General features: G+C 58.2%; 26 protein-coding genes and 2 pseudogenes. 9 read left to right on the top strand and 19 right to left on the bottom strand.

Annotation, left to right across the window (positions count from 1 at the left end; all coding sequences use genetic code 11):
• Window positions 1-20: 20 nt before the first annotated feature.
• The 10 genes and pseudogenes from L9059_RS09440 to L9059_RS30880 form a co-directional block, all read right to left on the bottom strand.
• Window positions 21-1,301 (bottom strand): coiled-coil domain-containing protein, encoded by a 1,281-nt coding sequence (locus tag L9059_RS09440; RefSeq protein ID WP_247290292.1) that lies wholly within the window; start codon window positions 1,299-1,301, stop codon window positions 21-23.
• A 47-nt stretch (window positions 1,302-1,348) separates the two neighbouring features.
• On the bottom strand, window positions 1,349-2,119 hold the full coding sequence (locus L9059_RS09435; protein WP_247290290.1) for a hypothetical protein: 771 nt from the start codon (window positions 2,117-2,119) through the stop codon (window positions 1,349-1,351).
• Window positions 2,120-2,152: 33 nt separating this feature from the next.
• On the bottom strand, window positions 2,153-2,836 hold the full coding sequence (locus L9059_RS09430; protein WP_247290288.1) for a C39 family peptidase: 684 nt from the start codon (window positions 2,834-2,836) through the stop codon (window positions 2,153-2,155).
• A gap of 62 nt (window positions 2,837-2,898) precedes the next feature.
• Entirely contained in the window at window positions 2,899-4,272 is a 1,374-nt protein-coding gene (locus L9059_RS09425; RefSeq protein WP_247290286.1) for a heme utilization protein, read from the bottom strand.
• A gap of 51 nt (window positions 4,273-4,323) precedes the next feature.
• A complete protein-coding gene (locus L9059_RS09420; RefSeq protein ID WP_247290284.1) occupies window positions 4,324-4,896 on the bottom strand; it encodes an adhesin in 573 nt (190 codons plus the stop codon).
• Between the two features lies 1 nt (window position 4,897).
• Window positions 4,898-5,335 carry a hypothetical protein gene (locus L9059_RS09415; protein ID WP_247290282.1) on the bottom strand — a complete coding sequence of 146 codons (438 nt, stop codon included), beginning with the start codon at window positions 5,333-5,335 and terminating at the stop codon, window positions 4,898-4,900.
• Window positions 5,336-5,628: 293 nt separating this feature from the next.
• Complete coding sequence (locus tag L9059_RS09410) at window positions 5,629-6,171, bottom strand: AAA family ATPase (RefSeq protein WP_247290279.1); 543 nt, start codon at window positions 6,169-6,171, stop codon at window positions 5,629-5,631.
• On the bottom strand, window positions 6,168-6,731 hold the full coding sequence (gene pnuC, locus L9059_RS09405) for a nicotinamide riboside transporter PnuC (protein WP_247290277.1): 564 nt from the start codon (window positions 6,729-6,731) through the stop codon (window positions 6,168-6,170). The genes L9059_RS09410 and pnuC overlap by 4 nt, the downstream gene beginning before the upstream one ends.
• 96 nt (window positions 6,732-6,827) lie before the next feature.
• Window positions 6,828-7,562: a methyl-accepting chemotaxis protein gene (locus L9059_RS30885; protein ID WP_428480254.1), complete on the bottom strand. Its 735-nt coding sequence runs from the start codon at window positions 7,560-7,562 to the stop codon at window positions 6,828-6,830.
• 123 nt (window positions 7,563-7,685) lie between these two features.
• A pseudogene (locus tag L9059_RS30880) lies at window positions 7,686-8,372 on the bottom strand (cache domain-containing protein); the annotation flags it as partial.
• Between the two features lie 379 nt (window positions 8,373-8,751).
• Between L9059_RS30880 and L9059_RS09395 the strand changes: the two are divergent.
• A complete protein-coding gene (locus L9059_RS09395; RefSeq protein WP_247290273.1) occupies window positions 8,752-9,582 on the top strand; it encodes an undecaprenyl-diphosphate phosphatase in 831 nt (276 codons plus the stop codon).
• A complete protein-coding gene (locus L9059_RS09390; RefSeq protein ID WP_247290272.1) occupies window positions 9,579-9,986 on the top strand; it encodes a DUF1294 domain-containing protein in 408 nt (135 codons plus the stop codon). The genes L9059_RS09395 and L9059_RS09390 overlap by 4 nt, the downstream gene beginning before the upstream one ends.
• On the opposite strand, the gene L9059_RS09385 is transcribed toward L9059_RS09390, so the two are convergent.
• The gene (locus L9059_RS09385) at window positions 9,983-10,342 is read right to left on the bottom strand and encodes an MmcQ/YjbR family DNA-binding protein (RefSeq protein ID WP_247290271.1); all 360 of its coding nucleotides are present in this window, start codon (window positions 10,340-10,342) and stop codon (window positions 9,983-9,985) included. The genes L9059_RS09390 and L9059_RS09385 overlap by 4 nt on opposite strands.
• A complete protein-coding gene (locus tag L9059_RS09380) occupies window positions 10,339-11,247 on the bottom strand; it encodes a LysR substrate-binding domain-containing protein (protein WP_247290270.1) in 909 nt (302 codons plus the stop codon). The genes L9059_RS09385 and L9059_RS09380 overlap by 4 nt, the downstream gene beginning before the upstream one ends.
• Before the next feature lie 129 nt (window positions 11,248-11,376).
• On the opposite strand from L9059_RS09380, the gene L9059_RS09375 reads away from it, so the two are divergent.
• On the top strand, window positions 11,377-11,988 hold the full coding sequence (locus L9059_RS09375; RefSeq protein ID WP_247290269.1) for an FMN-dependent NADH-azoreductase: 612 nt from the start codon (window positions 11,377-11,379) through the stop codon (window positions 11,986-11,988).
• Window positions 11,989-12,154: 166 nt separating this feature from the next.
• Window positions 12,155-13,192, top strand: coding sequence for an alpha/beta hydrolase family protein (locus L9059_RS09370; protein WP_247290268.1), 1,038 nt, complete (start codon window positions 12,155-12,157; stop codon window positions 13,190-13,192).
• A gap of 116 nt (window positions 13,193-13,308) precedes the next feature.
• Here the strand turns inward: L9059_RS09370 and L9059_RS09365 are convergent, their stop codons facing one another.
• Together L9059_RS09365 and L9059_RS09360 are read right to left on the bottom strand one after the other, a co-directional pair.
• Window positions 13,309-14,496, bottom strand: coding sequence for an MFS transporter (locus L9059_RS09365; RefSeq protein ID WP_247290267.1), 1,188 nt, complete (start codon window positions 14,494-14,496; stop codon window positions 13,309-13,311).
• A gap of 272 nt (window positions 14,497-14,768) precedes the next feature.
• Window positions 14,769-16,358 (bottom strand): ABC-F family ATPase, encoded by a 1,590-nt coding sequence (locus tag L9059_RS09360; protein ID WP_247290266.1) that lies wholly within the window; start codon window positions 16,356-16,358, stop codon window positions 14,769-14,771.
• Window positions 16,359-16,770: 412 nt separating this feature from the next.
• Between L9059_RS09360 and lpxO the strand changes: the two genes are divergently transcribed.
• On the top strand, window positions 16,771-17,670 hold the full coding sequence (gene lpxO / locus L9059_RS09355) for a lipid A hydroxylase LpxO (protein WP_247290264.1): 900 nt from the start codon (window positions 16,771-16,773) through the stop codon (window positions 17,668-17,670).
• 66 nt (window positions 17,671-17,736) lie between these two features.
• On the opposite strand, the gene ku is transcribed toward lpxO, so the two are convergent.
• Complete coding sequence (gene ku, locus L9059_RS09350; protein WP_247290262.1) at window positions 17,737-18,591, bottom strand: non-homologous end joining protein Ku; 855 nt, start codon at window positions 18,589-18,591, stop codon at window positions 17,737-17,739.
• Window positions 18,592-18,796: 205 nt separating this feature from the next.
• Between ku and L9059_RS09345 the strand changes: the two genes are divergently transcribed.
• The 4 genes and pseudogenes from L9059_RS09345 (at window position 18,797) to L9059_RS09330 (ending at window position 22,394) form a co-directional block, all read left to right on the top strand.
• Window positions 18,797-19,147, top strand: a complete 351-nt coding sequence (locus L9059_RS09345) for a hypothetical protein (protein WP_247290260.1) — start codon at window positions 18,797-18,799, stop codon at window positions 19,145-19,147.
• Between the two features lie 38 nt (window positions 19,148-19,185).
• The gene (locus L9059_RS09340) at window positions 19,186-20,337 is read left to right on the top strand and encodes a PQQ-dependent sugar dehydrogenase (RefSeq protein ID WP_247290258.1); all 1,152 of its coding nucleotides are present in this window, start codon (window positions 19,186-19,188) and stop codon (window positions 20,335-20,337) included.
• Window positions 20,338-20,602: 265 nt separating this feature from the next.
• Window positions 20,603-21,592, top strand: a pseudogene (gene ilvA, locus L9059_RS09335) (threonine ammonia-lyase, biosynthetic); the annotation flags it as partial.
• A gap of 517 nt (window positions 21,593-22,109) precedes the next feature.
• The gene (locus tag L9059_RS09330; RefSeq protein ID WP_247290254.1) at window positions 22,110-22,394 is read left to right on the top strand and encodes a DUF1652 domain-containing protein; all 285 of its coding nucleotides are present in this window, start codon (window positions 22,110-22,112) and stop codon (window positions 22,392-22,394) included.
• A 47-nt stretch (window positions 22,395-22,441) separates the two neighbouring features.
• Here the strand turns inward: L9059_RS09330 and L9059_RS09325 are convergent, their stop codons facing one another.
• The 4 genes from L9059_RS09325 to L9059_RS09310 form a co-directional block, all read right to left on the bottom strand.
• The gene (locus L9059_RS09325; RefSeq protein WP_247290252.1) at window positions 22,442-22,708 is read right to left on the bottom strand and encodes a DUF2790 domain-containing protein; all 267 of its coding nucleotides are present in this window, start codon (window positions 22,706-22,708) and stop codon (window positions 22,442-22,444) included.
• Window positions 22,709-22,888: 180 nt separating this feature from the next.
• Window positions 22,889-23,827: a carbohydrate kinase family protein gene (locus tag L9059_RS09320; protein WP_247290251.1), complete on the bottom strand. Its 939-nt coding sequence runs from the start codon at window positions 23,825-23,827 to the stop codon at window positions 22,889-22,891.
• A gap of 13 nt (window positions 23,828-23,840) precedes the next feature.
• On the bottom strand, window positions 23,841-25,337 hold the full coding sequence (gene xylB, locus L9059_RS09315; RefSeq protein WP_247290249.1) for a xylulokinase: 1,497 nt from the start codon (window positions 25,335-25,337) through the stop codon (window positions 23,841-23,843).
• Window positions 25,338-25,349: 12 nt separating this feature from the next.
• Window positions 25,350-26,822, bottom strand: a complete 1,473-nt coding sequence (locus tag L9059_RS09310) for a mannitol dehydrogenase family protein (protein WP_247290247.1) — start codon at window positions 26,820-26,822, stop codon at window positions 25,350-25,352.
• Between the last annotated feature and the right edge of the window lie 9 nt (window positions 26,823-26,831).

The raw sequence follows: 26,831 nt of genomic DNA, 5'->3' as shown, positions 1-26,831 counted from the left end.
CGATCTTTTGTTTATCTATCTTAGAAGTAGTAAGGGAATTTCAGGCTAAACGAGAAGTCTGGGGAGTCATCAGTCAGGCCAATAGCCAGGTTGGGCACGATCGTCAGCTTATCGGTGGCGGCCAGGGTCATGCCGATGTTGAAGTTGGCTGCGTTGTAGTCACTGTTGCTGATGGATTGCCAATCACCACCGTCTGGCTTGATCTTGCTTTTGCGGGCGAACTGGTCGGTGAACGAGAACGACATACTCATTTTCTCGTTCAGGGCAAACGCAATACCGGCGCCGACCTGCCACGAATCCCCCAGCTTCACATCGCCTTTGACCTTGGAGCCGACCTGAGGACTGATGTCACTGAAAGAGTCCTGCATGTTGTAGGTGTAGGCCAGGCTGCCGAACAGTACGGCCGGGTCGAAGGTCTTGACGAGCGAGATGCCCGGGGTGATCGCCCAGACACCATTACCGGTAGGCAGTTCTTCGGGTACCGAGAGGTTATCGTTAGTGGGATCGCTGACCAGCTTGATCCCGTATGGGTCCTTGCCGGTGGGTGCCTTAACCCGCAGCGTGACGACCGCGTCGGGCAGGTTGACCGACTCATCCAGGAATTTGTACGCCACGCCGACGTTCACATCCCCAATGGTTGGGTCGCGAGTAACGGTTGCATCCGACGTCACCGGGCCGGCACCACCAGCGCCTCCGGAGGAATAAGTCGACTCTCTATAAACCACGGGAACGTTAATGTCGAACTGCCAGCGTTGAGCTACGTTGTAGCGCGCGGTCAGGTCCAGGGTCCAGTTATCCGCCTTGATGCGGTCGAGGTTAATGTTGCCGAGGAAAATCGAGTCCAGTGCCAGGAAGCCATTGAGCGTCAATGCACGGGTATCGTAGTGAGTGTAGGTCAGGCCGGTTTCGACGCTGAATTTTCCACCACCGAAGAAACCGCTGGCTTCGTCGTACAGGTTGGAAACGCTGGGTGCCGGTTCCGTCTCATCCTTGAGCGACTGGCCGTATGAACTGCCAGTGGTTCCAGGAGCACCCGCAGCCACTGTCTGACCGCCCCTGGCCGGCTCGGCGGGTGATCTGGTAAGGCGTCTGGGCGCGGGTGTCGCTGGAGTCTCTTCGACTTGCCGAACCCGTTGTTCGAGTACCATCAGCGCGTTTTGTTGTGCTTGGTAACGCTGTTTCAACTCCATGAGTTCTTGTTTTAGTGCTTCAACCTGGGGATCCGTCGCTGCGTACAGCAGTGTGGCCGGAGCCAGGCTGCTCAAACAGACGATTGCTCTGAGCGTTAACGATCGGTGCATGGGTTAGGCCGTCCCTTCTGACTACTTCTGATGAGACTGAGCGTAGATCAGAATCCGGCAGTGCGAAGACCTTTGAGCTGGTCCAGGTTACCGGTCAGTGACCCGCCAGTAGTCGCACTGTCTCGCAGCACCACATTAAACGATGTGAGGTTGCGCACCTGGTTGCTACTGCCGAGCAAGGTCGTGTTCTGCATCAGCCCACCCTGGGCCAGGCGTTGTATGGTGCTGCCCTGATTGTTGTTGGCCACGATGTTGAGTTGCACACCGGTGCTGGACGAGGAAACGCTCAGCGAGCCAGCACCATTGCTGCCGACTAGCGTCGTACCTGCGGCCAATGCCTGGCCCTGGGGTTGCATTGTTGGCGCCTCGTTCGCTTTGGTGATGTTGATGTCGACATTGTTGTAGGCGGTATTGTTGTCACCGGCCGCACGCACAACTTGAGTGACACCCTCAGTCGTGTTGAGGCCGCTGCCGCCAGTGACGGTACCGGTGCCGGTGTTTGTGCCCGCGTTGGTTATAGTGCCTTGCGAACTGGTTGCACCCGGCGTTTTTTCGTCGATCATTGACACGTAGAACTGTGGCTTGATCGTCGATTTCTGAATCTGCATCGAGGAAGTGACCCCGATCAATTCACCTTTGGCATTTTCCCAGGTGCTGGTCATGGCGATGCCGAAGCTGATAATCCGTCCGGGCATGACATAGCGGCCTCGCAGGCTCGCCAGTTCCTGATCCTTCAGTTCAATGGGCTTGAACGTCTGTGCTTGTGTTGGCAGGCTGGCAGCCAGGCAAACGACGGCCAACCAGGTTGGAGTGTTCATTGGATGCTCCCGGAGCTTCATGCTCCCTTGTTATTAGAAGAAGTCGCTTTTTATGAACCCGAAATCCATCAGGTCTGCGTCTCGCACCGGGCTGAATGCATTGATACGGTTCCTGGCGGTCAATGGCACGGGAGGTTCGAGCAAGGCGTTGGTTTTGTCATAGCCCTGACCAATGACGGCAAAGATGATGCCGTTCCAGCCTTTGACAAAGTCTTCGACCTTGAACCGTTTATGACCCAGTACCGGATCTCCGATATACACCCAACCGTCATGGACTCTTTGCATGACTACAAAGTGTTTGTAGCCACGAATATCCAGAAGTACCACCACCGGAATTTTCACGTCGTTTAACGTTTCAGGTGCTACCCGATAGCCACGGGCCCGCATGCCGATACTTTCCACGTAACGCTTCATGTCGAGCATGGAGAAGCCCTGGACCCGGACCAGATCCTGATCGGAGTGGGCCAGCATGCCTTCGATGATCTGCTCCTCATTCACGTCCAGCCAATAGGCTTGGCGCAAGATGGTTGCCAGCGCAGCTGCGCCGCAACTGAAGTCAGTTTTCTGTTGTACCAGGTCGGCAAATTTGCGCTCGCGTATGCTTTGGATCGGCTTGTACACCACCGCGCCGCCGGGCAGGATGACAGACAGCGGCATCTGAGCCGCCTCAATCACACTGGCCATGCAGAGCAAAAATGCCAAGGCGATGATGCGCATGGTAGGACGCCTTTTGGTTGTGTTGAAAAAGGCCCCCGTGAGGAGGCCTCCACAGACAACGATTAGAACGACTGGTTGGAAATGGCCAGCGAGTTGCTTTGCTGGTTGCCAACACCAGCGGCCACGTTGACGCCCAGGTTGCCACTGCCGCCGTTAACCGAACCACTCAGGGTTGCGGTGTTGGTGACAGGGTTGGCCCAGCCAGTTGGAGTCAGCACTTGATAGGAGTAGGTGTTGCTCAGATCAAACGAACTGCTCTCACTGTAGCTTTTCGCTTTGTCATACGCAGACTCGGACGACTTGCTGCCCGATTTTTCGTACGCCGAGGCGGCAGCTTTATCGTAGGACTTGTCATACGATTTTTCGAACGAGGACTCGTGCGTTTTTGCGTACGATTTGTCTACCGAAGCGTCCAGCGTTGCGTCGAGCGAGGCGTTAAGCGATGCGCTGGACTCCGAGCTGTTGGTGCGCTCGTGGCGACCATCGCTCCAGGTAGCGCTTCTGGCAGCTTCTGCAGCAGCATCCAGTGTAGCGCTCAGCGAAGCACTCAACGAAGCATTCGAAGAACCGCTCGAGCTACTGCTATGGGAGCCGCTGGCATTTGCGCTACTCGAACCGCTGGCTGCAAACGCCTTGGCACCGGCCAGATCAAAGCTCGAAGAAGCGCTTTGACTGCCACTGGCACTGGAATCGTAGCCTTGAGATGCACTACCGCTGGCCGAAGTGGTTACGGTAATAGTATCGACACGATATGTCCGATCAGCGTTGTTGTTTACTGTCAGGCCAGGGCCATTTTGAGTTGCAGAAGCAGTGGCGGTCGCATTGCCCAGTGGAGCATTGGCATTAGCAATTGCCATGGTGTTTTTCTGCTGGTTAAGGTCGCCACCGGCAATGTTGACACCCATGTTGCCGCTGCCGCCATTACCCGAACCGCTCATCACGGCAGAGGAGGTGCTGCCGAAGTTGTTGACAGTGTTGTTGTTGCTGAACTGGTTTACGGTGGAGGTCGCGGAGGCAGTACCGAATACGAAGGTATTATCGAGACTGGAGTCCGATGCAGCGTTGGCGATGGCGGCCGCGTTGTCTTGTTGGTTGCCATTACCTGCAGCCACGTTGACGCCGACGTTGCCGCTGGTGCCCGTGGCGGAGCTGGTCATTTCAGCTTCGTTTACTGTCCCTTCATTGCGGATGCTGTTGCCGGTACTGCGTTGGGTATCGGTTGCATTGGCAGTAGCATAGACAGGGATCATGGTTGGAGGAGGAGTTCGTGGGCCTCCGCCGCCGTTACCATTATGGCCATTATTATGGCCATTATTATGGCCATTATTGTGGCCATTGTTATGGCCGTTGTTTTCGTTTTGCCCAGCTTGTACAGCAACAGCCATGACCGCAGCAATTGCGAAAACCAGAGGCTTTATTGCCATCGAAGGTTTCATGGTGATTCTCCGTACTTATTTTAGGTTAAGTGTTGTTATTACCTTTTTAGGTCAATCCGTGACCCGTATGCTCAGGGTGTTTCCCATTCGATTTCCCACCCCGGCACTCTGATTCAACTGAATTACCCCGCGGCTACCGGTGAAAGCCTGGTCACTGGTAGTGACCTGGCGATAGCCTGGTGCAGAGTCAGTTGGATCGGAGTTGTTGATCAGCGCCACGTTCTGTTGCATGAGGACGCTGTCGTCGATACTTTGCGGCTGGCCACTGACGCTGATGCGCAGCGCGTTAGCCTGCTGGTTTCTGGCACCGGAGCTCTGGTTGACGCCGAGTGCGCCGTTGCCGCGACTGAAGGAGTCGCCGTGGATGCTGGAACTGGCATCCATTGCAGGGTCGCCACTGCTACCTAACCGTTGGCGAATCTGAGTGGTCGCGCTGGCGCTTTGGCCAATGGCAATGGCTCGGGCGTTAACCTGTTGTTGTTGATCACCGGCCGCTTGGTTGACCGTTAGATTGCCCTGGTATTGCATGCCCGAATTATCGATCTCCGCGTTATTGGTCACCGGAGGTTGGGCAAACGTCGATGCACTGCAAAACATGGCGATAAGCAGGAGCTTGCGATTCATCCTAACGGTCTCCCGTTATTATTTTTAGAGTGCCCAGACCTTGCGCCATACTTGAATTGACCATGTTGGCAATACCACCGCCCGAATTTCCCGAACGCCCGGCGGGCTGGTTCGACAGTTGGGTCTGGGTGGAAATGTTGGCGCCCACGTTATTGGTGTTTTGCGTGACCAGGCGCGAGATGCTTGCTCCGCTGGCAACGTTGGCAAAGTCGCCGTCGCTCAACTCATTCGTCTGCTTTAGAATTTGCTGGGAGGGGTTGGCGTTGACGGTCGTGGGGTTCGGATCGGGGATCAGCGGAGGAACTACTGCGTTACGCGTTTGCACGTCACGTTTGATCGTAATGATGCCATTGTCGGCATGTGCAGGTAGGGAGGCACTGATAGCCAGTGCGCATCCGATCAGCAACAGGCCATAGATGCGGTTATCAAATTTCCCCACGGCGGCAATTCCTTCTGTAAGTGGAACGCTGGCCCTTATCAGCGTTGCGAGGGAGAGAGCAGAAGGTGTGCCGCTTTTGGATTCTTGTTTTAAAACAAGCAGATGACTCTAAATGTTGGCATCGCTGATTGTATTTTGTAACTCTACTGAGACAGCGCCGGGGAATATTCCCCAGATTGCGGGCAGCAGTGCGCGCTAACGCTGCTATTGGTAGATTGTCTCAGTGACTTAACAGTTTTACGCAGAAGGACCCGCGTCGCTTTAGCTCGTGGGTTTACGCAGGGCAGGGTGTTTCAGCAATGGACACTTGCAACGGGTGGTAGCAAACGTAAAACGGCCTCGAACGCAGCATCCTTGCGTTGCTGCCAGTTGCCTTGCAGTACCTCAAAAGGCTGACGGTGCTGCTCAAGCCATTGATGAGTGGCCTGGAAGAATGCCTGACGTTCCGTCAGTTGGGGTTGGCAACGCTGCCCGTCGTCGTGCCAGGCAATGGATTCAGGGCTCAGCAGCAAATGCAGGTCATAGTGCCGTGCGAGTAATGCCTGCTCGATCCAGGCTGGGCAAGCGCCGAACAACGTCTTGCTCCAAAGGATATTGCTCAATAGATGCGTGTCGAGAATCAGCAGTGACGGTTGCCTGGCGCGAGCCGCATTCTCCCAGGCCAGTTGGCCGTGGGCTATGGAGTCGATGTCTTCGTAACAGGTGTCGCGGGCTTCACTTTCGATGAAATGCCGAACGTATTCCCCGACCAACAGGCCGCCAAAATGAGCTTGAATCTCATTGGAAAGCCAGCTTTTACCGGTTGATTCCGGACCTGTGAGCACCAGAACTTTCATGCTCGCAATGCCAGGTCGGTGCGCCATTCACGCCAGCCCTGGATCGCGATCAGGGTGAACAACGCGTAAAGTCCGGCGGTCAGGTACATGCCTTTATAGAGGAACAGTCCGACAAAAATCACATCCAGCACGATCCACAGCGGCCAGCATTGCACGCGTTTCTGTGCCATCCACAGTTGTGCCACCAGGCTGAAACCGGTGAGCGCGGCGTCCAGCCAGGGTTGCGCCGCATCAGTCCAGTGCGCCATGGCCGCCCCCAGCGCGAGACTGCCAATGGCGCCCAGCGTCAAACCCAAGGCAATCGGTGCCACTGTGAGCTGGCTGACCTGCCGCCCCAGCCGTTCCTCACCCCCACGCGTCCACTGCCACCAGCCGTACAATTGAAGCGCAGCGTAAATGACCTGCAGCAGCATGTCCGAGTAGAGTTTGACCTCGAAAAATACCCAGCTATATAGCAGTACCATGACCAGGCCGATCGGCCAGCACCAGGGATTCTGTTTGACCGTCAACCAGACGGCGATCACACCGAGGGCGGCGGCAAACAGTTCTAGCCCGGACATGGAGATTCCTTGAGTGTGGAAAGGGGAGCGGATTGTACCGGATGGCTGCGGATGAAGCAGCTGCCTGACTTGCTACAGGCATCACCTCACGGCCTGCTAAACACGAAACTGCTTGAGCAAGCCATTCAAATGCTCACTCAACCCCTTCAACCGCACACTTGCCTCGCTTGATTGCTCGGCCGCCAGCGCAGTGCTGTGGGACAAACCAGCCGCCTGGGTCACGTTCTGGTTGATATCTTCCACCACATGCGCCTGCTGCAGGGTGGCGCTGGCAATGGAGGCGTTCAGGCCGTTGAGGTTGCGCAAAGCCTGGCCAATGGCACTCAGGCTCGCACCAGCCAGGCCTGCCTGTTCGATGGTCAGTTGCGAAGCGCGGCTGCTGTCGCCGATGACCTTGACTGCCGCTTCCGAGTGATTCTGCAAACGTTCGATCATCGACTGGATCTCGGCCGTGGACTTCTGCGTGCGCTGTGCCAGCAACCTGACTTCATCGGCCACTACTGCAAACCCGCGACCCTGTTCGCCAGCCCTGGCGGCTTCAATGGCGGCATTGAGCGCCAGCAGGTTGGTTTGTTCGGCAATCGAGCGGATCACCTCGAGCACCGTGCCGATTTGCGTACTCTCGGCGGCCAGAGTACGGATCACTCCTACCGCCTGTTCGATGGTGCCGGACAATTTATCAATCTGTTGCAAACTGCCATCAAGGTTGACTTGGCCCTGCTGCGCCTGGGATTCGGCATCGCGCATTTCGCTGGCGGCATGCTCGGCATTCTTCGCCACGTCCTGCACCCCATACGTGACCTCGTTGATCGCCGTTGCGACCAGCTCCATTTGCTGGGATTGCTGTTGGCTGCGTTGTTGTGCCTGGGCTGCATCATTGCCCAAGGCGCTGGACGACTCACCGAGATCGCTGGCTGAGACCTGCAATTGGCTGATGACCAAGCGCAATTTGGCCGTGAACGCGTTGAAGTGTTGGGCCAACTGCGTTACCTCATCGCGGCCATGGGTATCGAGGCTGCGGGTCAGGTCACTCTCGCCGCTGGCGATATTGGCCATGGCGTTCACAGTTTCCTGCAGGGGACGCACGATGCTGCGGGCAATCAGGATCACCAGCAATGCCATGATCGCAGCAATCACCAGGCACACCAATGAAGCCTTCCAAACCTGGCCGTAGAACTCCCCTTGCATGTCATCAATGTAGACCCCCGAGCCGATCACCCAACCCCAGGGCTCAAAAAGCTTGACGTAGGAGGTTTTCTCTACCGGCGCGCTCGCACCGGGTTTCGGCCAGCGATAGTTCACCACCCCAGCGCCCTTGGTCTTGGCCACCGCCACCATCTCGTTGAACAATGCAAAACCGTCCGGATCACGGATCGCCGCCAGATTCTGGCCATCGAGTTTCGGGTTGACCGGGTGCATGACCATGACTGGGACCAGGTCGTTGATCCAGAAATAATCATTCTGGTCGTACCGCAGGCCACGAACCGCGGTCAGCGCCTGCTTTTGCGCTGCCTCGCGGGTCAGGGCGCCGGTGGTCTCGAGGTCGTGGTAATAGCTGAGAATACCGCTGGCGGTCTGCACCACGTGCTGGGTTTTCTGCGCCTTGGCCTGATACAGGTCAGTGTGAATCTGCTTGAGCATCAATCCGCCCAACGTCATCAGCATAAGGACGGCCACGATCAGGATGAGCCACAGGCGGCGACTGATCGACATAGTGCGCAAGCTGTTCATAAGGCGGTTACTCCGGTTTCTTGTTCTTGTCATAAAGGTTCGTCAGCATTTCACCCCGGATGGCAGGCACGGGTTTGCAGTCAAGCCCAATAGTCGGCAGCGTAAATCGGACTTGTCTGATAGGATTTCGGCCCCGCGGGCGAAAACCTGAATCCTGAATGAACTTTCTACGCCAAGTCGTGGTTTATCCAGAGGTTCCAGCACGCGGCGCTATAGCCAGACTGATCGCAGTAAATGCATTGAACATATTAACGGGGCATGCCGACGAGCATTGCTTCTTGGGGGATTGATGGATCTTTGGACCGCCTTTCAGGCATTGATACTAGGCGTTGTAGAAGGGCTGACGGAGTTTCTGCCCATTTCCAGTACCGGACACCAGATTATCGTCGCGGACCTGCTCAACTTCGGTGGTGAGCGGGCCATGGCGTTTAATATCATCATCCAGCTCGGCGCAATCCTGGCAGTGGTGTGGGAGTTTCGACGCAAGATTCTCGACGTGGTCATCGGCTTGCCGACCCAACCCAGCGCTCGCCGTTTCACCGCCAACCTGTTGATCGCGTTCATGCCGGCCGTGGTATTGGGGGTGATTTTCGCGGACCTGATCCACGAATACCTGTTCAACCCGATTACGGTCGCGGCGGCACTGGTTGTCGGCGGCATCATCATGTTGTGGGCGGAGAATCGCGACCATGAAGTCCATGCTCAGACCGTGGACGAGATCACCTGGAAAGATGCCCTGAAAGTTGGCTTCGCCCAGTGTCTGGCAATGATTCCGGGTACTTCGCGCTCCGGTTCGACCATCATCGGTGGCCTTCTGTTTGGCCTGTCGCGCAAGACGGCTACCGAGTTTTCGTTCTTCCTGGCAATGCCGACCATGGTCGGTGCCGCTGTGTATTCGGGCTACAAGTACCGCGACCTATTCGTCCCTGCGGATTTCCCGGTGTTTGCCGTTGGCTTCGTCACTGCGTTTATCTTCGCGATGATTGCGGTGCGCGGGCTCCTCAAGTTCATCGCCAACCACAGCTATGCCGTGTTCGCCTGGTACCGTATCGCGTTCGGCCTGCTGATCCTCGCTACCTGGCAGTTCGGCTGGGTTGACTGGAGCGCAGCCAAACCATGATCGACAGCGGCGCGCGCCCCGGGAAAATCCAGAACCCGCGATTGAAGTCGCTGGTGTTTGCGCTGGTGTGCGCGCTGCCGTTGACCGGTTCGATGCTGATGTGGCTGCAGGGGATATCGTTGATTCCCCTGTCGGCCTACGGCATCGTCAGCGTGCTGGCGTTCTTCCTTTACTGGAGCGACAAGCGCAAGGCCCGTACTGACCGCTGGCGGACCCCGGAGAATGTCCTGCACGCCGCAGAACTGGCCGGTGGCTGGCCGGGCGCTTTGGTGGCGCAGCAAGTATTTCGGCACAAGACCCGCAAGATTTCCTACCAGGCCCTGTTCTGGGCCATCGTATTGCTGCACCAGGTGTTCTGGATCGACCAGTTGTTCCTCGGCGCCCATTTGTTCGCGCTGTTCTAGAGCAGCAGTCCCACCTGAGTGCGCTTGGGCAATTTGCTCACCACCAGTTGGTGGGAACGTTGCAACAATCCCTGCAGCTCTTTAATGCCCAGGGGATAGGGAGCGTCCATGATGACCCATTGGGCTCGGGCCAGGTAAGGCGCCGGGTGGATGCCGGGACGGTCGCAATGCCCCAGAAACAGATCCTTGTCGACCTTGAAGGCCAGCGAGTCGCCGCGCAAACCCTGTAGCGCAAACATCTTGTTTCCCGCGATCGAAAATACCCGCACTCCACCCCATTTGTAGTCTTCCCGGGCACCGGGGAGGGCCAGGCAAAACTGCGCCACAGCCTCTTCACTCATCCTTGCGGTACTCATAACAGGCGCTCCCCACAGGCGTTGAATGACTCGACCAGATGATCGATCCAGGCGCGAACAGCTGGCATCACTCCCCGTCGATGTGGGTATACCGCCTGTAGCCAGCCGCCGGGCAACGACCAGTCAGGCAGCAACTGCACCAGCGAACCGTCGTGCAATTCCTGCTCACAGTACATCATGGGCAACAGGGTGAATCCCTGGCCAGCGAGTGTGCAGGCCTTGCGTACGATAAAATCATCAATGCCCAGGCGCGCTTCCAGGGCCACATCGAAGCTCTTGCCGTGCTGGTCGAGCAGGCGGATATGCATCAGGCGATCAGCTTCGAGCGCGCCCAAGGCCGGAAGGTTTTTCAACTCTTCGGGATGGGTGATTTCACGCTGCAGCAGAAACGTCGGGCTGGCCACCAGTGCCATCTGTGCTTGGCGCAACCGGCGAGTGACCAACTGCGGATCTTCGTCGCCCAACTCACGCACGCGCAAGGCGACATCGATGCCCTCGGTCACCAAATCGACGCGGCGGTTAAGGAGCATCACTTCCAACTGCACCTGAGGGAACTTATCGAGAAAGTTGCTGATGACGACGGGAAGGATTTCATGGGCGACACCCACCGGGCAAGACACGCGCAGGCGCCCACGCGGTTCGCTGGACATGCTGGCCACGGCTTCGTCGGCCATTTCCGCCTCCAGCAACATGGCCTGGCAGTGCCGCAAGTAGCGCTCACCTACGGCCGTTAATTTGAGCTGACGCGTGGTGCGTTGCAGGAGGCGTGCACCCAGACGCTCTTCCAATTCGGCAATGCGTCGTGACAGGCGCGACTTGGGAATGCCCAACAAGCGGCCGGCGGCAGCAAAACCACCGGCTTCGACCACCTTGGCAAAATAGTAGAGGTCGTTAAGATCTTGCATCTCATCATCCAGCTGTTCTATCAGTGAGACGAATAATCGCATTGTTGCTGACTAATCGGCTATTGGTTTCACCTGTAGGATTCACTCCATCAGATCGCCGGCTGGCGATCTTCACCTTGGAGATCCCTTATGAAACTGTTGCATATCGATTCGAGCATTCTGGGTGACAACTCGGCCTCCCGTCAGTTGAGCAGTGAAGTGGTCAAAGCCTGGCAAGCCGCCGAAGCAGGTACGGTGGTGACTTACCGCGACCTCGCCGCCGACGCCATCAGCCATTTCTCCTCCACCACCCTGGTCGCTGCCGGTACCACCGCCGAGTTGCGCAACGCTGCGCAACAGCACGAAGCTGATCTGAGCACCACGACCTTGGCTGAATTCCTCGCAGCAGACGCCGTAGTGATTGCAGCACCGATGTACAACTTCACGATTCCGACACAGCTCAAGGCCTGGATCGACCGCATCGCCGTAGCCGGCCAAACCTTCCGTTATACCGAAGCCGGACCTGAAGGCCTTTGCGGCGGCAAGAAAGTGGTGATTGTGTCGACTGCCGGCGGCCTGCATGCCGGCCAGGCAAGCGGCGTGGCCCATGAAGACTATTTGAAACTGCTGCTTGGCTTCCTCGGCATCACCGACATCGAGTTCGTGCGTGCCGAAGGCCTGGCCTACGGTGACGAAGTGCGCGCCAAAGCCATGAATGACGCACACACACGAATTAATGAGCAGTTGTTCGCTGCTGCGTAAGGCTTGCGCAAAGACCTCAAACAGCTCAGCCAACCCTAAAAAAACTCTGTATTCTGGAAGCGCAAGCGCCAGGTGCGGAGTTTTTTGTTTCTGGTCGTGTCACAGGTTGGCCCAGGTTGTGCAGTCAAGGGTTATCGTTGCCTCAAGTAAACAGGTAGGGCGTTCCATGGTGCGTCTTTGTGCAGCATTGCTGATGGGCTTGCTCGGCAGCCTTAATGGGGTGCACGCGGCACCTGCGCTGCACCCCCGCTGGAGTGTCGGCTATCACGAGATGAGTTTTCTCGACCCCTTGGACCTGCAACCAATGCGTGCTATCGCGTTCTACCCGTCAAGCGACAAGGAGCGCTCCAGCCGGCTTGAGGGCTACACGGTGGAAGCGGGCGAGGATGCCCGGGTAGCCATCGGTCGTTATCCGATGCTGATGTTGTCCCACGGCAACACTGGCACGCCGCTGGCCTTGCACGACCTGATGACCTCGCTGGCGCGCAAGGGCTTTGTGGTGGTGGCGGTCATCCATCCGGGTGACAATTCCAAGGATCACAGTCGTCTTGGTACCTTGAGCAACTTGTACGGGCGCCCGATCCAGATTTCCGAAGCCATTACCGCAACCTTGGGCGACGCCATGCTCGCGCCGTTCGTCAATGCCAGACAGGTCGGTGTGATCGGTTACTCGGCAGGCGGCGAAACCGCGTTGATACTCTCCGGCGCAACACCTGATCTTGATCGCCTGCGTCGTTATTGCCAGGAACGTCCGGATGATCGTGACGCCTGCAATACCAAGGGCGAACTGATCGCCGATCGCGATGACCTGCAGCCGGTGGCGGACCCGCGAGTTCATGCCTTGCTGCTGATGGCGCCGTTAAGCCTCAAGTTCGGCCGACATACCCTGGTCGACGTGCACGTACCGGTGCTGCTCTACAGCGGAGACGGCGACAAGCTGGTGGCCTTTGACAAAAACGCCGCTGCATTGGCACGCAAACTGCCCATCGCCCCGGATTTCAAGTTGCTGGCAGGCGCCGGGCATTTCGTGTTTATGGCGCCCTGCAACGAGGAGCAGATTGCCGCCATGCCAGCACTGTGTACTGATGCCGATGGAGTTGATCGTGAGGACATCCATCGCAACTTGATTGGCGAGGCTGGGCGGTTTTTTTCCCGCACCTTGGCCAAACCTAACCGCGCAGGAATGCAAACTGCCGATCAATGATGCCTACGCGACTACCCCAGGCTGCGATCTTTTGGTGTAGGTATTTGAAGATCAAGATAACGGTCGCCGCCTCGTTTCACCCGGCAACTCCTATGCATCGCCTGCAGGGCATAGCCTCACGCCATTGCCCGGCGTTTGAGCAACAGGGTTAGTCCAAGTCCAGTCACTGATAGCAGCGCTGCACAAAAGAATATCCACGAATACCCCAGGTTGAGCGCAATCGCGCCCATTAAAGGCCCGGCGATTGCCAGGGCCAGATCGAAGAACACCGCATAGGCACTCAATCCCGCGCCGCGACTGGAGTTTGGCACCTGCTTGATCGCCTCCACGCCGAGCGCCGGGTACACCAGGGACAGGCCGAAACCCGTCAGCCCGGCGCCGAGCAAGGCATAACCGGTCGATGGCGCCAGCCACAGCAACACTAATCCTGCAGTTTCGATACACATGCAGGCGATCGCTGAAGTGAAGCCACCAAAACGACCGATGCTCGAGATGAACAGCACCCGAGCCAGGATGAAGCACACTCCAAACACCGTCAGGCAGTACGCCGCGCCAGTCCAGCCGCGGTTCACGTAATACAGCGTGATGAAGGTCGTTAAAGAGCCGTAGCCGATCGAGGCCAGGCTCAGGCTCGCCCCGAACGGCGCGATGCGCCCGAACACCGCCCAAAATGGCAGGCGCTCGCCACGGATCACTGGCACCGAAGGTTTGTTGCGAATCAGCAACAGCGCGACGCCAGCCAGCAGTGACAGGGCAATCCCCAGGCTGGAGAAGCCCAGTTGGCTGACCATCACCACGCCCAGGGGCGCACCAATGGCAATTGCGCCATAGGAAGCGATGCCGTTCCAGGAAATGGATCGCGCAGTGTGTTCCGCGCCGACCTGGCCCATGCACCAACTGATGGTGCCGACCCCGATCAGGCCCTGGGCGATCCCCAGCAACAAACGTCCGGCAATCAAGATCAACAGGCTCAGCAGTGGCATGTGTTGCAGCAGTGTCGACAGCAAGGTCAACAGGCCGCTCAAGAAAATGCCCGACAACCCGCAGATGATCGCACGCTTGGTGCCGGCGGTGTCCGACATGCGCCCGGCCATGGGCCGGCTCAGCAGAGTGGCAAGGTATTGGCAGCCAATGGTCAGGCCCGCGACTATGGCGCTGAATCCCAACTGGTCATGGACGTAGCCTGGCAACACCGCGATCGGCAGGCCGATGCACAGGAACGCAACGAAGGTGTAGAACACGATGGAAACGATCTGCAGGGTGATCGCCATGGAGCTTTGCGGGGGCAGTTGCTGCGCAGACATGAGGGCTGGTTCGCGAGCGGCGGTGGGAGAACTGCATCATCGCGCGGGTGTTTGATAAAAGAAAGCAGGCTAACTAAGTTGGGTTTGGATTTTGTGCTGTTGCTGAGGGCCTCATCGCGAGCAAGCCCGCTCCCACAGGGGACCGCATTCCAGTGTGGGAGCGGGCTTGCTCGCGAAGCTTTTTGCAGCAGAAAATCCCTGGACCCTGAAACGCGAAAAGCCCCGTCACCAGGACAGGGCTTTCACTTGCAGCTTGAAACTAAAAGCGGCTCTTAGAACACCACACCCTGGCTGCGCAGGTAATCATCATAAGTACCGCTGAAGTCGATCACGCCGCTGGCGCTCAACTCGATGATGCGGGTAGCCAGGGACGATACGAACTCGCGGTCGTGGCTGACGAAGATCAGCGTGCCCGGGTAGTTCTCCAGCGCCAGGTTCAGCGCCTCGATGGATTCCATGTCCAAGTGGTTGGTCGGTTCGTCCATGATCAGCACGTTCGGCTTTTGCAGGATCAGCTTGCCGAACAGCATACGGCCTTGCTCACCACCGGAGATGACCTTCACCGACTTCAGAATCTCGTCGTTGGAGAACAGCATCCGGCCGAGGGTACCGCGAACGATTTGCTCGCCGCCCTGGGTCCATTGGCCCATCCAGTCGAACAGGTTGCAGTCGTCTTCGAAGTCGTGCGCGTGGTCCTGGGCGTAGTAGCCCAGTTCCGCGGCGTCGGTCCACTTCACGGTGCCGGCATCCGGGGTCAGTTCGTTGACCAGGGTGCGCAGCAGAGTGGTTTTACCGATACCGTTCGGGCCGATGATCGCCACGCGCTCGCCGGCTTCAACCACGAAGCTGAAGTCTTTGAACAGCGGCTTGCCGTCGAAGCCTTTGGCCATACGCTCGACGATGACCGCCTGGCGGTGCAGCTTCTTGGTTTGTTCGAAACGGATGAACGGGCTCACACGGCTCGAAGGCTTAACCTCGGCCAGCTGGATCTTGTCGATCGCCTTGGCGCGGGAGGTGGCTTGCTTGGCTTTTGAGGCGTTGGCCGAGAAACGGCTGACGAACGACTGCAGTTCCGAAATCTGGGCTTTCTTCTTGGCGTTGTCCGACAGCAGCTGCTCGCGTGACTGGGTCGCCACGGTCATGTACTCGTCGTAGTTGCCCGGGAACAGGCGCAGCTCGCCGTAATCCAGGTCAGCCATGTGGGTGCACACGCTGTTCAGGAAGTGACGGTCGTGAGAGATGATGATCATCAAGCTGGAGCGCTGGGTCAGGATGTTTTCCAGCCAGCGGATGGTGTTGATGTCCAGGTGGTTGGTCGGTTCGTCGAGCAACAGCACTTCAGGGTCGGAAAACAGCGCCTGAGCCAGCAATACGCGCAGTTTCCAGCCAGGGGACACTTCGCTCATCGGGCCAAAGTGCTGCTCGATGCCGATGCCCAGGCCCAGCAACAGTTCGCCTGCACGGGATTCGGCGGTGTAGCCGTCCATTTCCGCGAACTCGGTTTCCAGCTCGGCCACAGCCATGCCGTCTGCTTCGGTCATTTCCGGCAGCGAGTAGATGCGATCGCGCTCGGCCTTGACCTTCCACAGCTCTTCGTGGCCCATGATCACGGTGTCGATCACGGTAAATTCTTCGTAGGCGAACTGGTCCTGGCGCAATTTACCCAGACGCACGTTCGGCTCGAGCATCACTTGGCCGCCGGACGGCTCAAGATCATTACCGAGGATTTTCATGAAGGTCGACTTGCCGCAACCATTGGCGCCGATCAGGCCATAGCGGTTGCCCGCAGCGAATTTGACCGAAACGTTCTCGAATAACGGCTTGGCGCCGAACTGCATCGTGATGTTAGCTGTAGAAATCAAAGGTTTTTCCTGCGAAGCATTCAGAGTAGCTAGGGTTGCGGCAGTACCGATTCAGTACCCGTTTCCGATATTCAAACCACGGGAAATGCATCCCGGTCAGAAGCGGAAGGTCCATCTGGCAATAAGTGGACAGCAGCATATGGAGCGCTTGGCCCGAGTCAAAGTGCGCTGAAACGGAGTTGTTTCCCGTTATCAACCAAGGGGGGCGCGTAATGTTTGGCCGCGATTGTACTGGTCTCGCACCTTAAACGATAGGGCATTGAGGCCACACGGGTGCTTTGGCGGCATCAGCGGACAGTTTTTTACACATATGGCTTAACCAGTGGTTATCAACTGTGACTAAAATGCCAGTTCTGCCTGATGCCGGCAGGCCTGGATGCTGTTTGTTCACTCCTGACTTGTGACCATTTCCGTGAAACTCATCATTGCCGCCATTTATATAGTCTCGATCACTTACGTCCACCTGCGCGGTCGCGAGCGCCACAAACTGGGCCGACAACTGAGCGACCACTCGACGTTCCTCGCGCCACTCAACTGCTTCCTCTACCTGTTCTCGAAAATGCCCAAGAAGCCGTACCTTGATCCGGCAGACTTCCCCGACCTGCGGCCGCTGCAGGAGCATTGGGAGGAAATTCGCGCCGAAGGGCTGAACCTGATTCGCGCAGGTGAGATAAAGCGTTCCCGCGAATTTGATGATGTCGGTTTCAACTCATTCTTCAAGTCTGGCTGGAAACGTTTCTACCTGAAGTGGTACAGCGACAGTCATCCCTCGGCGATGAAGTTGTGCCCGCGCACGACCGAACTGGTGCAGGGTATTGGCTCGATCAAAGCGGCGATGTTCGCCGAGCTGCCGGCGGGGTCTAAACTGGTGCGCCATCGTGATCCCTATGCCGGTTCCTACCGTTATCACCTAGGCCTGGAAACGCCCAACGATGCGGGTTGCTATATCAATGTCGATGGCGAGAATTACCACTGGCGCGACGGTGAGCCGGTGATGTTCGATGAGACCTTCATCCATTACGCGGAAAACACCACGGATCAAAATCGCATTATTCTGTTTTGCGATGTCGAGCGGCCGATGAAATATCCCTGGGCGGCGGCGTTCAACGGCTGGTTCAGCCGCCATGTCATGTCTGCTGCCGGTGCGCCTAATGATGCAGGGGACAAGACGGGTGGAATCAATCGGCTGTTCGGCAGGATCTACAGGATCCGCTTGCGCGGCAAGGCGCTCAAGAAGCGCAACCGTAAGCGCTATTATCTGGAAAAGTGGGCGGTATTTGGCGGGCTGCTGGCGGTTTTTGTGTTGATCTGATGATGGGGTGTTCTGTAGGAGCGTGCTTGCTCGCCCCTACAGGGGGCAGATGTTAAGAAAACGCCATCAACCGGTGGAACGCTTGGAAGTTTTTTTCGCCGATGCCGGCTTTGCTGAAGGCTTGGCAGCAGTCTTACCACCCAGACTGCGTTTAAGCAGCTCGGTCAAATCAATAACATCCGCCGTTTTATGCGCTTGCGCGCCAGTAGCCGTCTCCACATCCTCGATTTTTCCTTCATGGGCTTTCTTCTCAACCAGCGCCATGATCTTGTCCTCGAAACTGTCTCGATAGTCTCCAGGCGACCAGTCGCCGCTCATGTCCTGCACCAGGCGCTTGGCCATGTCGAGCTCGCCCTTGGCCAGTTTCGGCTCGGTGACCTCGCTGCCCAGTTCCAAGGTATCGAGACTGTGCACCTCTTCCGGCCAGCGCAGCATCACCAGGACCAACGCCGACTCCAGCGGCATCAGCGCCGCCAGATGCTGGCGGGTATGCAGCACCACGTGGCACAGGGCAACTTTATTGGTTTTGCTCAGGGTTTCACGCAGCAGCGCATACACCTTGCCGCCACGCTTGTCCGGCGCCAGATAGTAGGGAGTGTCGATGTTCTGCAGCGGTATCTGCTCGCTGTCGACGAATGAAAAAATATCGATTGTCTGGGTGGAGAGTGGGTGTGCCGACTTGATCTCATCTTCACTGAGCACTACGTAGCGGCCCTTTTCGTACTGCACACCTTTGACAATGTGTTCTTTAGTCACCTCCTTGCCGGTGACCTTGTTCACCCGTTTATACCCAACAGGCTCCATGCTGCGACTGTCCAGCCAGTCAAAATCAACGCCTTGGGAAGACGTCGCCGAGACCAGCGCCACAGGGATATGCACCAGCCCGAAACTGATTGCGCCTTTCCAGATTGCCCGTGCCATTATCGTCTACTCGCGAGTGATGATCAGGTGACCCGCATCGTCGGACAAAAGTTTCAGCGAGCTGTGGCCCGGCCCGCCAGGGCCGCGCGGTACATTGGTCAACTGGTGTTACATCTTCGGCGCGAGGTTTTGATTAACAAAACAGAACCCCCGGCGTAGCGTGGTATCGAAGACCCTATCTACGCTGACGTCGAGAGGTTCACCAATGAACAGGTTCGTGCTGGTCTCCACCGCACTGGCATTGAGTGGCGTGCTTAGCCATCAGGTCCAGGCCGCAGCGCCTCCTGAGTCGATGCTGTTGGCGCAAAGTCCCACAGGTAGAACCAGCAACCCCTACAACAGCCTGATCCGCCGGGCCAACCCTAATAGCCTGCAAGGCACGCAGCCCAGCGCGCCGGCCATACGCGGGCCCAATACCGTTCCAGTGCCCCGGCCACCGACCCTGGACAACGGCGGCATCGGCAATCGTGCGCCGCAGACTCGCCCTGTGCCCGACAGCCCGCCCAGGTTTATACCCAACCCTCCGCATCGAGAGGGCGATACCAGCAATCGCTGACAGCCTGGCTGACCATTTGACGACATAAGGAATTGTGCATGTTGAGAAAATCCCTCCTGGCCACCTTCTGCGCCAGTGTCCTGTTTACTACTGCACCCACCGCCATCGCGGCCACTGTCCAGGAATTGAAGAGCGAGCAGGGCACGCTTGAAGTCACGACCCTCACTCAAGGGCTGGATCATCCCTGGGCCCTGGCATTTCTGCCAGACCGCCAGGGTATGCTGGTAACCGAGCGCCCGGGTAACCTGCGGTTGGTCAATGTCGATGGAAAACTGTCGGCGCCTATCGGCGGCGTGCCCGCTGTGTGGGCCAAGGGGCAGGGCGGTTTGCTGGATGTGGTGCTGTCCCCGGACTTCAAGCAGGACCGCACGGTCTATCTGTCTTACGCCGAAGGTGGGGGCAAGGGGGACAAGGCCGGTACGGCGGTGGGCCGCGGGCAATTGTCGGCAGATTTGAAGAGCCTGAAAAACTTCAAGGTAATCTTCCGCCAGGAACCCAAGCTCTCGGTCGGTAATCACTTCGGCTCACGCCTGGTGTTCGACCGCGACGGCTATCTGTTCATCACCCTGGGTGAAAACAACGACAGGCCAACCGCCCAGGATCTCGACAAACTGCAGGGCAAGGTGGTCAGGGTCTATCCGGATGGCCGGGTGCCGGATGACAACCCTTTTGTCGGGCAGAGTGGCGTGCGCCCGGAAATCTGGTCCTATGGCCAGCGCAATCCCCAGGGTGCGGCGCTGAACCCGTGGACGGGCGTACTGTGGGAAACAGAACATGGCCCCCGCGGTGGTGACGAACTCAACGTCATCGAGCGCGGCAAGAACTACGGTTGGCCGCTCGCCACCCATGGCATCAACTATTCAGGCCAACCCATTCCGGAAGCCTCCGGCAAGACCGCCGAAGGCACCGTAGGACCGCATCATGTATGGGAAAAGTCCCCGGGGCTGAGCGGCATGGCATTTTATGATGCTGATCGATTCAAGGTGTGGCAACACAATGTGTTCCTGGGAGCACTGGTCAGCCAGGAACTGATACGCCTGCAGTTCCATGGGGACAAGGTGGTGCATGAGGAACGCTTGATGGGCGAGCTCAACAAGCGTATTCGCGATGTGCGGCAGGGACCCGACGGCTACTTGTACGTGCTGACGGATGAGAGCGATGGCGTGTTGTATAAGGTTGGGTTGAAATAGCTGCGCCCACACTCTGGGGGTTGAGCCCAAGCCTGTAACGGCCGCGCGTAATTGGCCATTGACTTGCCATCAACCGCCAGCTAATTTCTGCTGATGACTTTCAACGTTTTGCGCTGCCAGCCAAGCATTATTACCGCCATTCCTTATTTGGCGGGCTAGCTCACGACTGCAGCACCCAACCCGCCCTCGAGGCGGGTTTTTACTTTCTGTCTCCTGGGTTGAAGCCGTTACGGCAGCTCCTACCCGGATACCACTGGAGACGAAAATGACCTACACACCCAGCCAGCAAACTCTGCTCGCGCACTACGTCAAAAAGATCCTCGCCGCGCCGGTCTACGAACTGGCAGTCCGTACGCCGCTGCAACCAGCGCCAGCTCTTTCCGAAGCCCTGGGTAACCAAATCCTGCTGAAACGCGAGGACCTGCAGCCGACGTTTTCCTTCAAGATCCGCGGTGCCTACAACAAGCTGGTGCAATTGAGCGATGAGCAAAAAGCGCGCGGAGTGATCAGCGCGTCGGCCGGCAATCATGCACAAGGCGTTGCGCTGGCTGCGCGTGAACTGGGGATCGCCGCAACCATCGTCATGCCCGCCACCACGCCGGAACTCAAGGTACTGGGAGTGCGCAGCCGTGGCGCCGAGGCCGTGCTGCATGGGGAGAGTTTTCCATTTGCCCTGGGATACGCCCTGGACCTGGCGGGGCGCACCGGCCGCACCTTTGTTTCGCCTTTCGACGACCCGGACGTGATCGCAGGGCAAGGCACCGTCGCCATGGAGATCCTGCGCCAGCATCCCGGCCCCCTCGACGCGATCTTCGTACCGGTGGGTGGTGGCGGGCTGATCGCCGGCATCGCCGCGTACGTCAAATACCTGCGACCTGAAGTGCGCATCATCGGTGTGGAGTCCGAACACTCCGCGTCCTTGTCGGCAGCGTTAGAGGCCGATGAGCGCGTGGTGCTGCCGAGCGTCGGCACCTTCGCCGATGGCGTTGCGGTAGCGCAGATAGGCGCTTACGGTTTTGAGGTATGTCGATTTGGCGTTGACGAAATGCTGACTGTCAGCAATGACGAGTTGTGCTCCGCGATCAAGAACATCTACGACGATACCCGCTCGATCACCGAACCTTCCGGCGCGTTAGCCGTGGCTGGCATCAAGAAGTATGTAGCTCGCACCCAGGCTCGTGGCCAGACCCTGGTGGCAATCGACTCGGGCGCCAACATCAACTTTGACCGCCTGCGCCACGTGGCTGAGCGCGCCGCATCCAGCAGCGTGACTGCATGACGGCATGACGGCATGACGGCATGACTGCATGACTGCATGACGGCATGACTGCATGACGGCACTGCTGGGCAATGGCCGTCTCGACCTTGCTCAATACCGCCCAAACACGTCCGTGAGCCCCTATGTCCTGGGGCACATAGAGTTCGACCGCCGGTTTGCTGTTGTAACGCTGCATAAAACCATCCACTACCCCAGGACGAAGTCTTTTTTAGACTGGCCGGAGCGATCAGCCCGGCGGTCGAATTAATGGTCAGATAGCCCATGATGCCCAAACGAGTAGAGCAGGTTGCAATTTGCCGGAGCGCGCGGACCGCTTCTTGCAAATTGCATGACGCCTGTCGCTCTCCGTTTTGCTAACACGTTGATTTACCGATGAGCTGCGCGGCGAAATCAGAGGCATGATTTATGCTGTAGATGGTCTTAAGCTGACCGCGCAGTTTATTGAGTCAGCGCCTGATGTTCGTTGGCAATCTGACAAAAGGAGAGGGTCGCCATGTTTCTTTCTGCTTTGGAACTTCGCAATATCATTGAAAGCAGTTTTCTGCCTAAACGCTGTTTATGCACGTTGACTCCAGACCTTTCCATGACCATAAAAGTGTTCTCCGATGGCGTCACGGATCAGGTCGATTTAGTGAAATCGGGCATAGATGCCAGTCACCTCAACGGCCGCCGGGAGATCAGCGAATTGATTGCCGGCTTACGTTCGGATATCGACCATCAATCACACAAGCAAACGCTGCACCCGGACCGTAAAACCTTCCAAGTGCCGACGATCTGATGCCTTGCTTAAGGGCCTGGTCCGAAAACAGACCAGGCCCTGTATCTTCAGTTCTGCAGGCTGCAGGCATCCGATAATTTACGATAGGTGATTTGCGCAGGTTGGCCGGAGTGGTCAATGTATGTCATTTCAGCCGTGATCACTTTGCAGTCCATTGTCGAAGGCTCGGTCAGGGAGACCACCTTGGCGATATGCAGCGGCATTCCATAATGATAAGGCACCGCTTGAGTGGTGTTGGTGTCATTGGCCTGGGCGATTCCTGCCCAGGAAATGCTGGCAAGGGCGGAGGTAAGCAATATCGTTTGAGTCTTCATGAATGTACTCCAGCGCAGACGGAAGTCAGCTCGACCCTCAAGATCGAACGTGCCGCACTGGGCTGTCAGGCAAGCCTGCAGGCGTGCGGTCCAGCACAGTCTTTGACCGCGCTGTTAAGAGATGGTTAACCTCACTGAATACCACCTGTCGGCTGGGGCCGAAAAATCTCAACGTCAGCGCTATTGCAGCTGATGTCGATACGGCAAATCCGGCCCAGTCTTGCCGCACGTCAGCGCCGCTGCCCGCACAGCGAACCTCAGCATTACATCAATCTGCTCGCGCCCCAACTGCTGCAACCCAGGCACCGAATCCAGCTGCTGCTCTGTCAACCAGGCGATTAACGCAGCCTGGAAAGTGTCGCCCGCACCGACGGTATCGGCCATCTCTACGACACAGGCCGGTACCGCCCAAGACCCATGGCGACGACTGAACACCGCCGCGCCCTCGCCACCGCGGGTCAGGAACACCAACTGACAGCGATGCTCCAGCCAACCCTCGATCACCCGCTGCGGTTCCTGTTCGGGATACAACAGGCTCAGGTCCTCGTCGCTGACTTTGATTAGGTCGGCATATTCGACCAGCGTCGTCACTCGCGAGCGCCACAGCTCGATGTTCGGCTCTGGATTAAGCCGCACATTAGGATCGAGGCTGATCAAGCGCTTGCCGCTTTCCCTGCGCACCAATGCCAACAGGGTATCGGCGACCGGCTGCACCACCAACGAGTAGGAGCCTACATGCAGGCCGCGGACCTGGGGGGGCAGGGCCGGAAGGTGGTCAAGTCGCAATTGCCGGTCCGCGCAACCTTCGCCACGGAAACTGTATTGCGGCGAGCCATCAGCGCCCACAGCAACCATCGCCAGGGTGGTCGGCGCAGAGAACTCCACCAGGAAATCCGTACACACGCCTTCGTCCTGTAACACCTGCTGCAAGCGTTTACCCAGGTAATCGCTTGACAGGCCGGTGAACAGCCCGGCTTCTACCCCCAGCCGGCGTAATCCCACCGCCACATTGAACGGTGAGCCACCGGCAATGGCCTTGAAATTCACTTTGGACGCCAGGCCGCTGGCGTCCTCTTCACTGAAAAAATCGAACAGCGCTTCGCCACACACCAGATACATGATTGTTCACTCTTCAAAGGGTTGCGACATGCTGTCGGTAACGTTCGTACAGGGATTTATACGTGGCAACATTGGCGGCGATTGGTAGGGTTTCGCTGCTCAGGTCGAGTTTCACGCAACGCTCGCACAGGTCTGCCAGGCTGTCCGCGGCGCCGTCCGCCCGTGACACGCACCAGGCGGCCTGAATCGCGGCGCCCAGGGCTGCCGCCTCGCTCTGTTCGGTGCAGATCACGGGCGTGTCCATGATGTCCGCGACTATCTGCCGCCACACCGGGCTTTTCGAGCCGCCGCCCGTCAGGCAAATACGCAGGCTTTGTAAGCCATTGTGGCGCAGCAGGTCCAGCCCGAACCGCAATCCGAACGTGGTGCCCTCGACCACTGCCCGACACACATTGGCTTGTGTCAGGTTGGTCAGGCTCAACCCCAGAAGGCTGCCAGTGGCATGCGGCAGGGCAGGCACCCGCTCGCCGTTGAAAAACGGCAGCACGCACACGCCTTCAGCACCCATCGGCGCCTGCGCCACGCGTTGGTTGAAACGCTGGACATCCAGTTCGAACAGTTCGCGTATCACCGAGGTGGCATTGGTCAGGTTCATGGTGCAGATCAGCGGCAGCCAGCCTCCGCTGGATGAACAGAAAGTGGCCACCGACGCATCCGGGCTGACCCGTGGATGGTCGGCATAGGCATACACCGTTCCCGATGAGCCCAGGCTCATCGTGATGGCACCGGACTGGATGTTGCCAGTACCGATTGCGCCCATCATGTTGTCACCGCCGCCGCTGGCAACCCTGGCCTGTGGGTTGATCCCAAGGAACGCCGCGATATCCGGTCTGATCCCACCGACTGCCTGGTCGGCGCCGATCAGCTCCGGCAGCGCCGCCTCCAGCTTCCCGGTGGGGTCGATTTCGCGCAGTAACTGCGTATCCCACTGGCGCGTGCGAACGTTGAAGTAGCCCGTGCCAGAGGCATCTCCATACTCACTGCAACAGCGACCGGTGAGCCAATAGTTGAGGTAGTCGTGGGGCAACAATATGTGCGCGATGCGGGCAAATATCTGCGGATGAAGGTCCCGGGTCCAGAGCAGTTTGGACAGGGTATAACCCGGCGCGATCACCACGCCGAGCCGCTCCAGGGAACCCTTTTCTCCTCCCAACAAGGCCAACAGACGATCGTTCTGCGCGGTGGACTCAGTGTCGCACCACAGCTTGGCCGGGCGCAGCACCTGGCCCTGGTGGTCGAGCAGGACCAGCCCATGTTGCTGCCCGGACACGCCGATGCCCTGAATATCCTGGCCGTCGACACTGGCCGCGAGCAATGCGCGGCGTGTTGCCAGGGCAAATGCATCGAGCCATTGACGGGTATCCTGCTCGCGTCGGCCGTTGGCACCGGTGATGAGGCTGTGCGCAGCGGCGCCCTGGCCCAGAACCCGACCGCTGCCGGCGTCAAGGATCAAGGCCTTGGTGCCCTGGGTGCCGCAGTCGATACCCAGGAATAGGTGTTGATGTGCCATGATCAACGCCCTCTACGCCAAAACCCGCTCAAGCGTGCGTGTCACCCCAACCTCGCGCAAGCTGTTGCAGCACCACTCAAACGCCGCGACAAACTCTGGCGACTGCGCGATCGTGGTACCAAAAATCTCCTCGACCCCCAGCAACCGCTGTGTCACCAACGCATCATCGGCCACCAAGGTCTGGCAAAATGTCGCCCGCGGATCAGGAATGGTGTAGGTATCGCCATTCTCGTCCACCCCCTTCAAATACACAGCCCAGGCCGCTACCACCAACGCGGCACGCCGGGTATCCCGGCCATCGGCGATCAGCCGGTTGATGGTCGGCACGGTGAATTTTGGAAACTTTGACGAGCCGTCCGAACACACCCGCTCCAGTTGATCGGCTATCGCCTGATTCGAGAAGCGCGCCACCAGTGTGTCCTGGTAATCGACCAGGTCGATTCCTGGCACGGGGGACAGTTGCGGGGTGACGTCCAGGTGCATGTAGGCACGCATGTAACGCACGAACAATGGATCGCTCATCGTCTCGTGAACGTAGCGATAACCTTTAAGGAAGCCCAGATACGTCAACGCCAGATGGCTGCCGTTGAGCAGCTTGATTTTCATTTCTTCGTACGGCGTCACGTCGGCAGTGAACTGCACGCCGACCTTTTCCCAGGCCGGGCGTCCGTTGACGAACTTGTCTTCCAGTACCCATTGCACAAAAGGCTCGCAGACCACTGGCCAGGCATCGTCAACGCTATGCCTGTCGGCCAGTTGCAGGCGGTGGGCGGTGCTGGTCATGGGCGTGATGCGATCGACCATGGCGCTGGGAAAACTCACATTGGCGGCGATCCACAGGCCCAGGTCGGCATCGTGCAGGGCGGCGAAGGCCAGCAGGGCCTTGCGGGCAACGGCGCCGTTGTGAGGCAAGTTATCGCAGGACATCAAGGTGAACGCCGGGATACCTGCTGCGCGGCGACGGGCCAGCGCTGCGCAGAGGAAACCGAACACGGTCTGCGGTGCATGGGGATGTGTGAGGTCATGCTGGATCTGCGGCAGATCGGCCATGAACTCGCCACTACTGTCATCGATGCAATAGCCGCCTTCAGTGATGGTCAGCGAGACGATGCGAATCTGTGGGTCCGCCAGCCGGGCGATCAACACTTCAGCGCTGTCTTCGGCCAGCAGCATGTCGCGGATGGCACCGATCACCCGAATTTCGGTGTCGTCGGTATCACCCAGCTCGTAAAGGGTGAACAGGTAATCCTGACCTTGAAGGTCATCGCGAGCGCGACGGTCTTCGGCGCGCAGGCCGACGCCGCAAATGGCCCAATCCAGGTCCATGCCCAAGTTCATCAGCGCATCGGTGTAATACGCCTGGTGCGCCCGGTGGAAACCGCCGACGCCGATGTGCGCGATACCCTGGCGGGTGTCGCTCAAAGCGTAGGCGGGCAGAACCACTTCGGGGGCCAGGTGGGGCAAATTCTGTCTGTTGAGTTTCATCACAGGTTC

The organism is Pseudomonas violetae (genome assembly GCF_023072615.1).
Taxonomy (GTDB): Bacteria; Pseudomonadota; Gammaproteobacteria; order Pseudomonadales; family Pseudomonadaceae; genus Aquipseudomonas; species Aquipseudomonas violetae.
Note: the sequence above shows the minus strand (reverse complement) of the source record. Positions and strands in the feature narration are given on the sequence as shown.

Excerpts from the sequence above, each read along its gene's own strand:
- L9059_RS09435 (WP_247290290.1), bottom strand. The coding sequence starts at position 2,119 with ATGAACACTCCAACCTGGTTGGCCGTCGTTTGCCTGGCTGCCAGCCTG.
- L9059_RS09425 (WP_247290286.1), bottom strand. The coding sequence starts at position 4,272 with ATGAAACCTTCGATGGCAATAAAGCCTCTGGTTTTCGCAATTGCTGCG.
- ku (WP_247290262.1), bottom strand. The coding sequence starts at position 18,591 with ATGGCACGGGCAATCTGGAAAGGCGCAATCAGTTTCGGGCTGGTGCAT.
- L9059_RS09420 (WP_247290284.1), bottom strand. The coding sequence starts at position 4,896 with ATGAATCGCAAGCTCCTGCTTATCGCCATGTTTTGCAGTGCATCGACG.
- L9059_RS09385 (WP_247290271.1), bottom strand. The coding sequence starts at position 10,342 with ATGAGTACCGCAAGGATGAGTGAAGAGGCTGTGGCGCAGTTTTGCCTG.
- L9059_RS09430 (WP_247290288.1), bottom strand. The coding sequence starts at position 2,836 with ATGCGCATCATCGCCTTGGCATTTTTGCTCTGCATGGCCAGTGTGATT.
- L9059_RS09310 (WP_247290247.1), bottom strand. The coding sequence starts at position 26,822 with ATGAAACTCAACAGACAGAATTTGCCCCACCTGGCCCCCGAAGTGGTT.
- L9059_RS09440 (WP_247290292.1), bottom strand. The coding sequence starts at position 1,301 with ATGCACCGATCGTTAACGCTCAGAGCAATCGTCTGTTTGAGCAGCCTG.
- L9059_RS09390 (WP_247290272.1), top strand. The coding sequence starts at position 9,579 with ATGATCGACAGCGGCGCGCGCCCCGGGAAAATCCAGAACCCGCGATTG.
- L9059_RS09320 (WP_247290251.1), bottom strand. The coding sequence starts at position 23,827 with ATGTATCTGGTGTGTGGCGAAGCGCTGTTCGATTTTTTCAGTGAAGAG.
- L9059_RS30885 (WP_428480254.1), bottom strand. The coding sequence starts at position 7,562 with ATGGAGCTGGTCGCAACGGCGATCAACGAGGTCACGTATGGGGTGCAG.
- pnuC (WP_247290277.1), bottom strand. The coding sequence starts at position 6,731 with ATGTCCGGGCTAGAACTGTTTGCCGCCGCCCTCGGTGTGATCGCCGTC.
- L9059_RS09375 (WP_247290269.1), top strand. The coding sequence starts at position 11,377 with ATGAAACTGTTGCATATCGATTCGAGCATTCTGGGTGACAACTCGGCC.
- L9059_RS09370 (WP_247290268.1), top strand. The coding sequence starts at position 12,155 with ATGGTGCGTCTTTGTGCAGCATTGCTGATGGGCTTGCTCGGCAGCCTT.
- L9059_RS09325 (WP_247290252.1), bottom strand. The coding sequence starts at position 22,708 with ATGAAGACTCAAACGATATTGCTTACCTCCGCCCTTGCCAGCATTTCC.
- L9059_RS09340 (WP_247290258.1), top strand. The coding sequence starts at position 19,186 with ATGTTGAGAAAATCCCTCCTGGCCACCTTCTGCGCCAGTGTCCTGTTT.
- L9059_RS09395 (WP_247290273.1), top strand. The coding sequence starts at position 8,752 with ATGGATCTTTGGACCGCCTTTCAGGCATTGATACTAGGCGTTGTAGAA.
- L9059_RS09330 (WP_247290254.1), top strand. The coding sequence starts at position 22,110 with ATGTTTCTTTCTGCTTTGGAACTTCGCAATATCATTGAAAGCAGTTTT.
- xylB (WP_247290249.1), bottom strand. The coding sequence starts at position 25,337 with ATGGCACATCAACACCTATTCCTGGGTATCGACTGCGGCACCCAGGGC.
- L9059_RS09380 (WP_247290270.1), bottom strand. The coding sequence starts at position 11,247 with ATGCAAGATCTTAACGACCTCTACTATTTTGCCAAGGTGGTCGAAGCC.
- L9059_RS09345 (WP_247290260.1), top strand. The coding sequence starts at position 18,797 with ATGAACAGGTTCGTGCTGGTCTCCACCGCACTGGCATTGAGTGGCGTG.
- L9059_RS09365 (WP_247290267.1), bottom strand. The coding sequence starts at position 14,496 with ATGTCTGCGCAGCAACTGCCCCCGCAAAGCTCCATGGCGATCACCCTG.
- L9059_RS09410 (WP_247290279.1), bottom strand. The coding sequence starts at position 6,171 with ATGAAAGTTCTGGTGCTCACAGGTCCGGAATCAACCGGTAAAAGCTGG.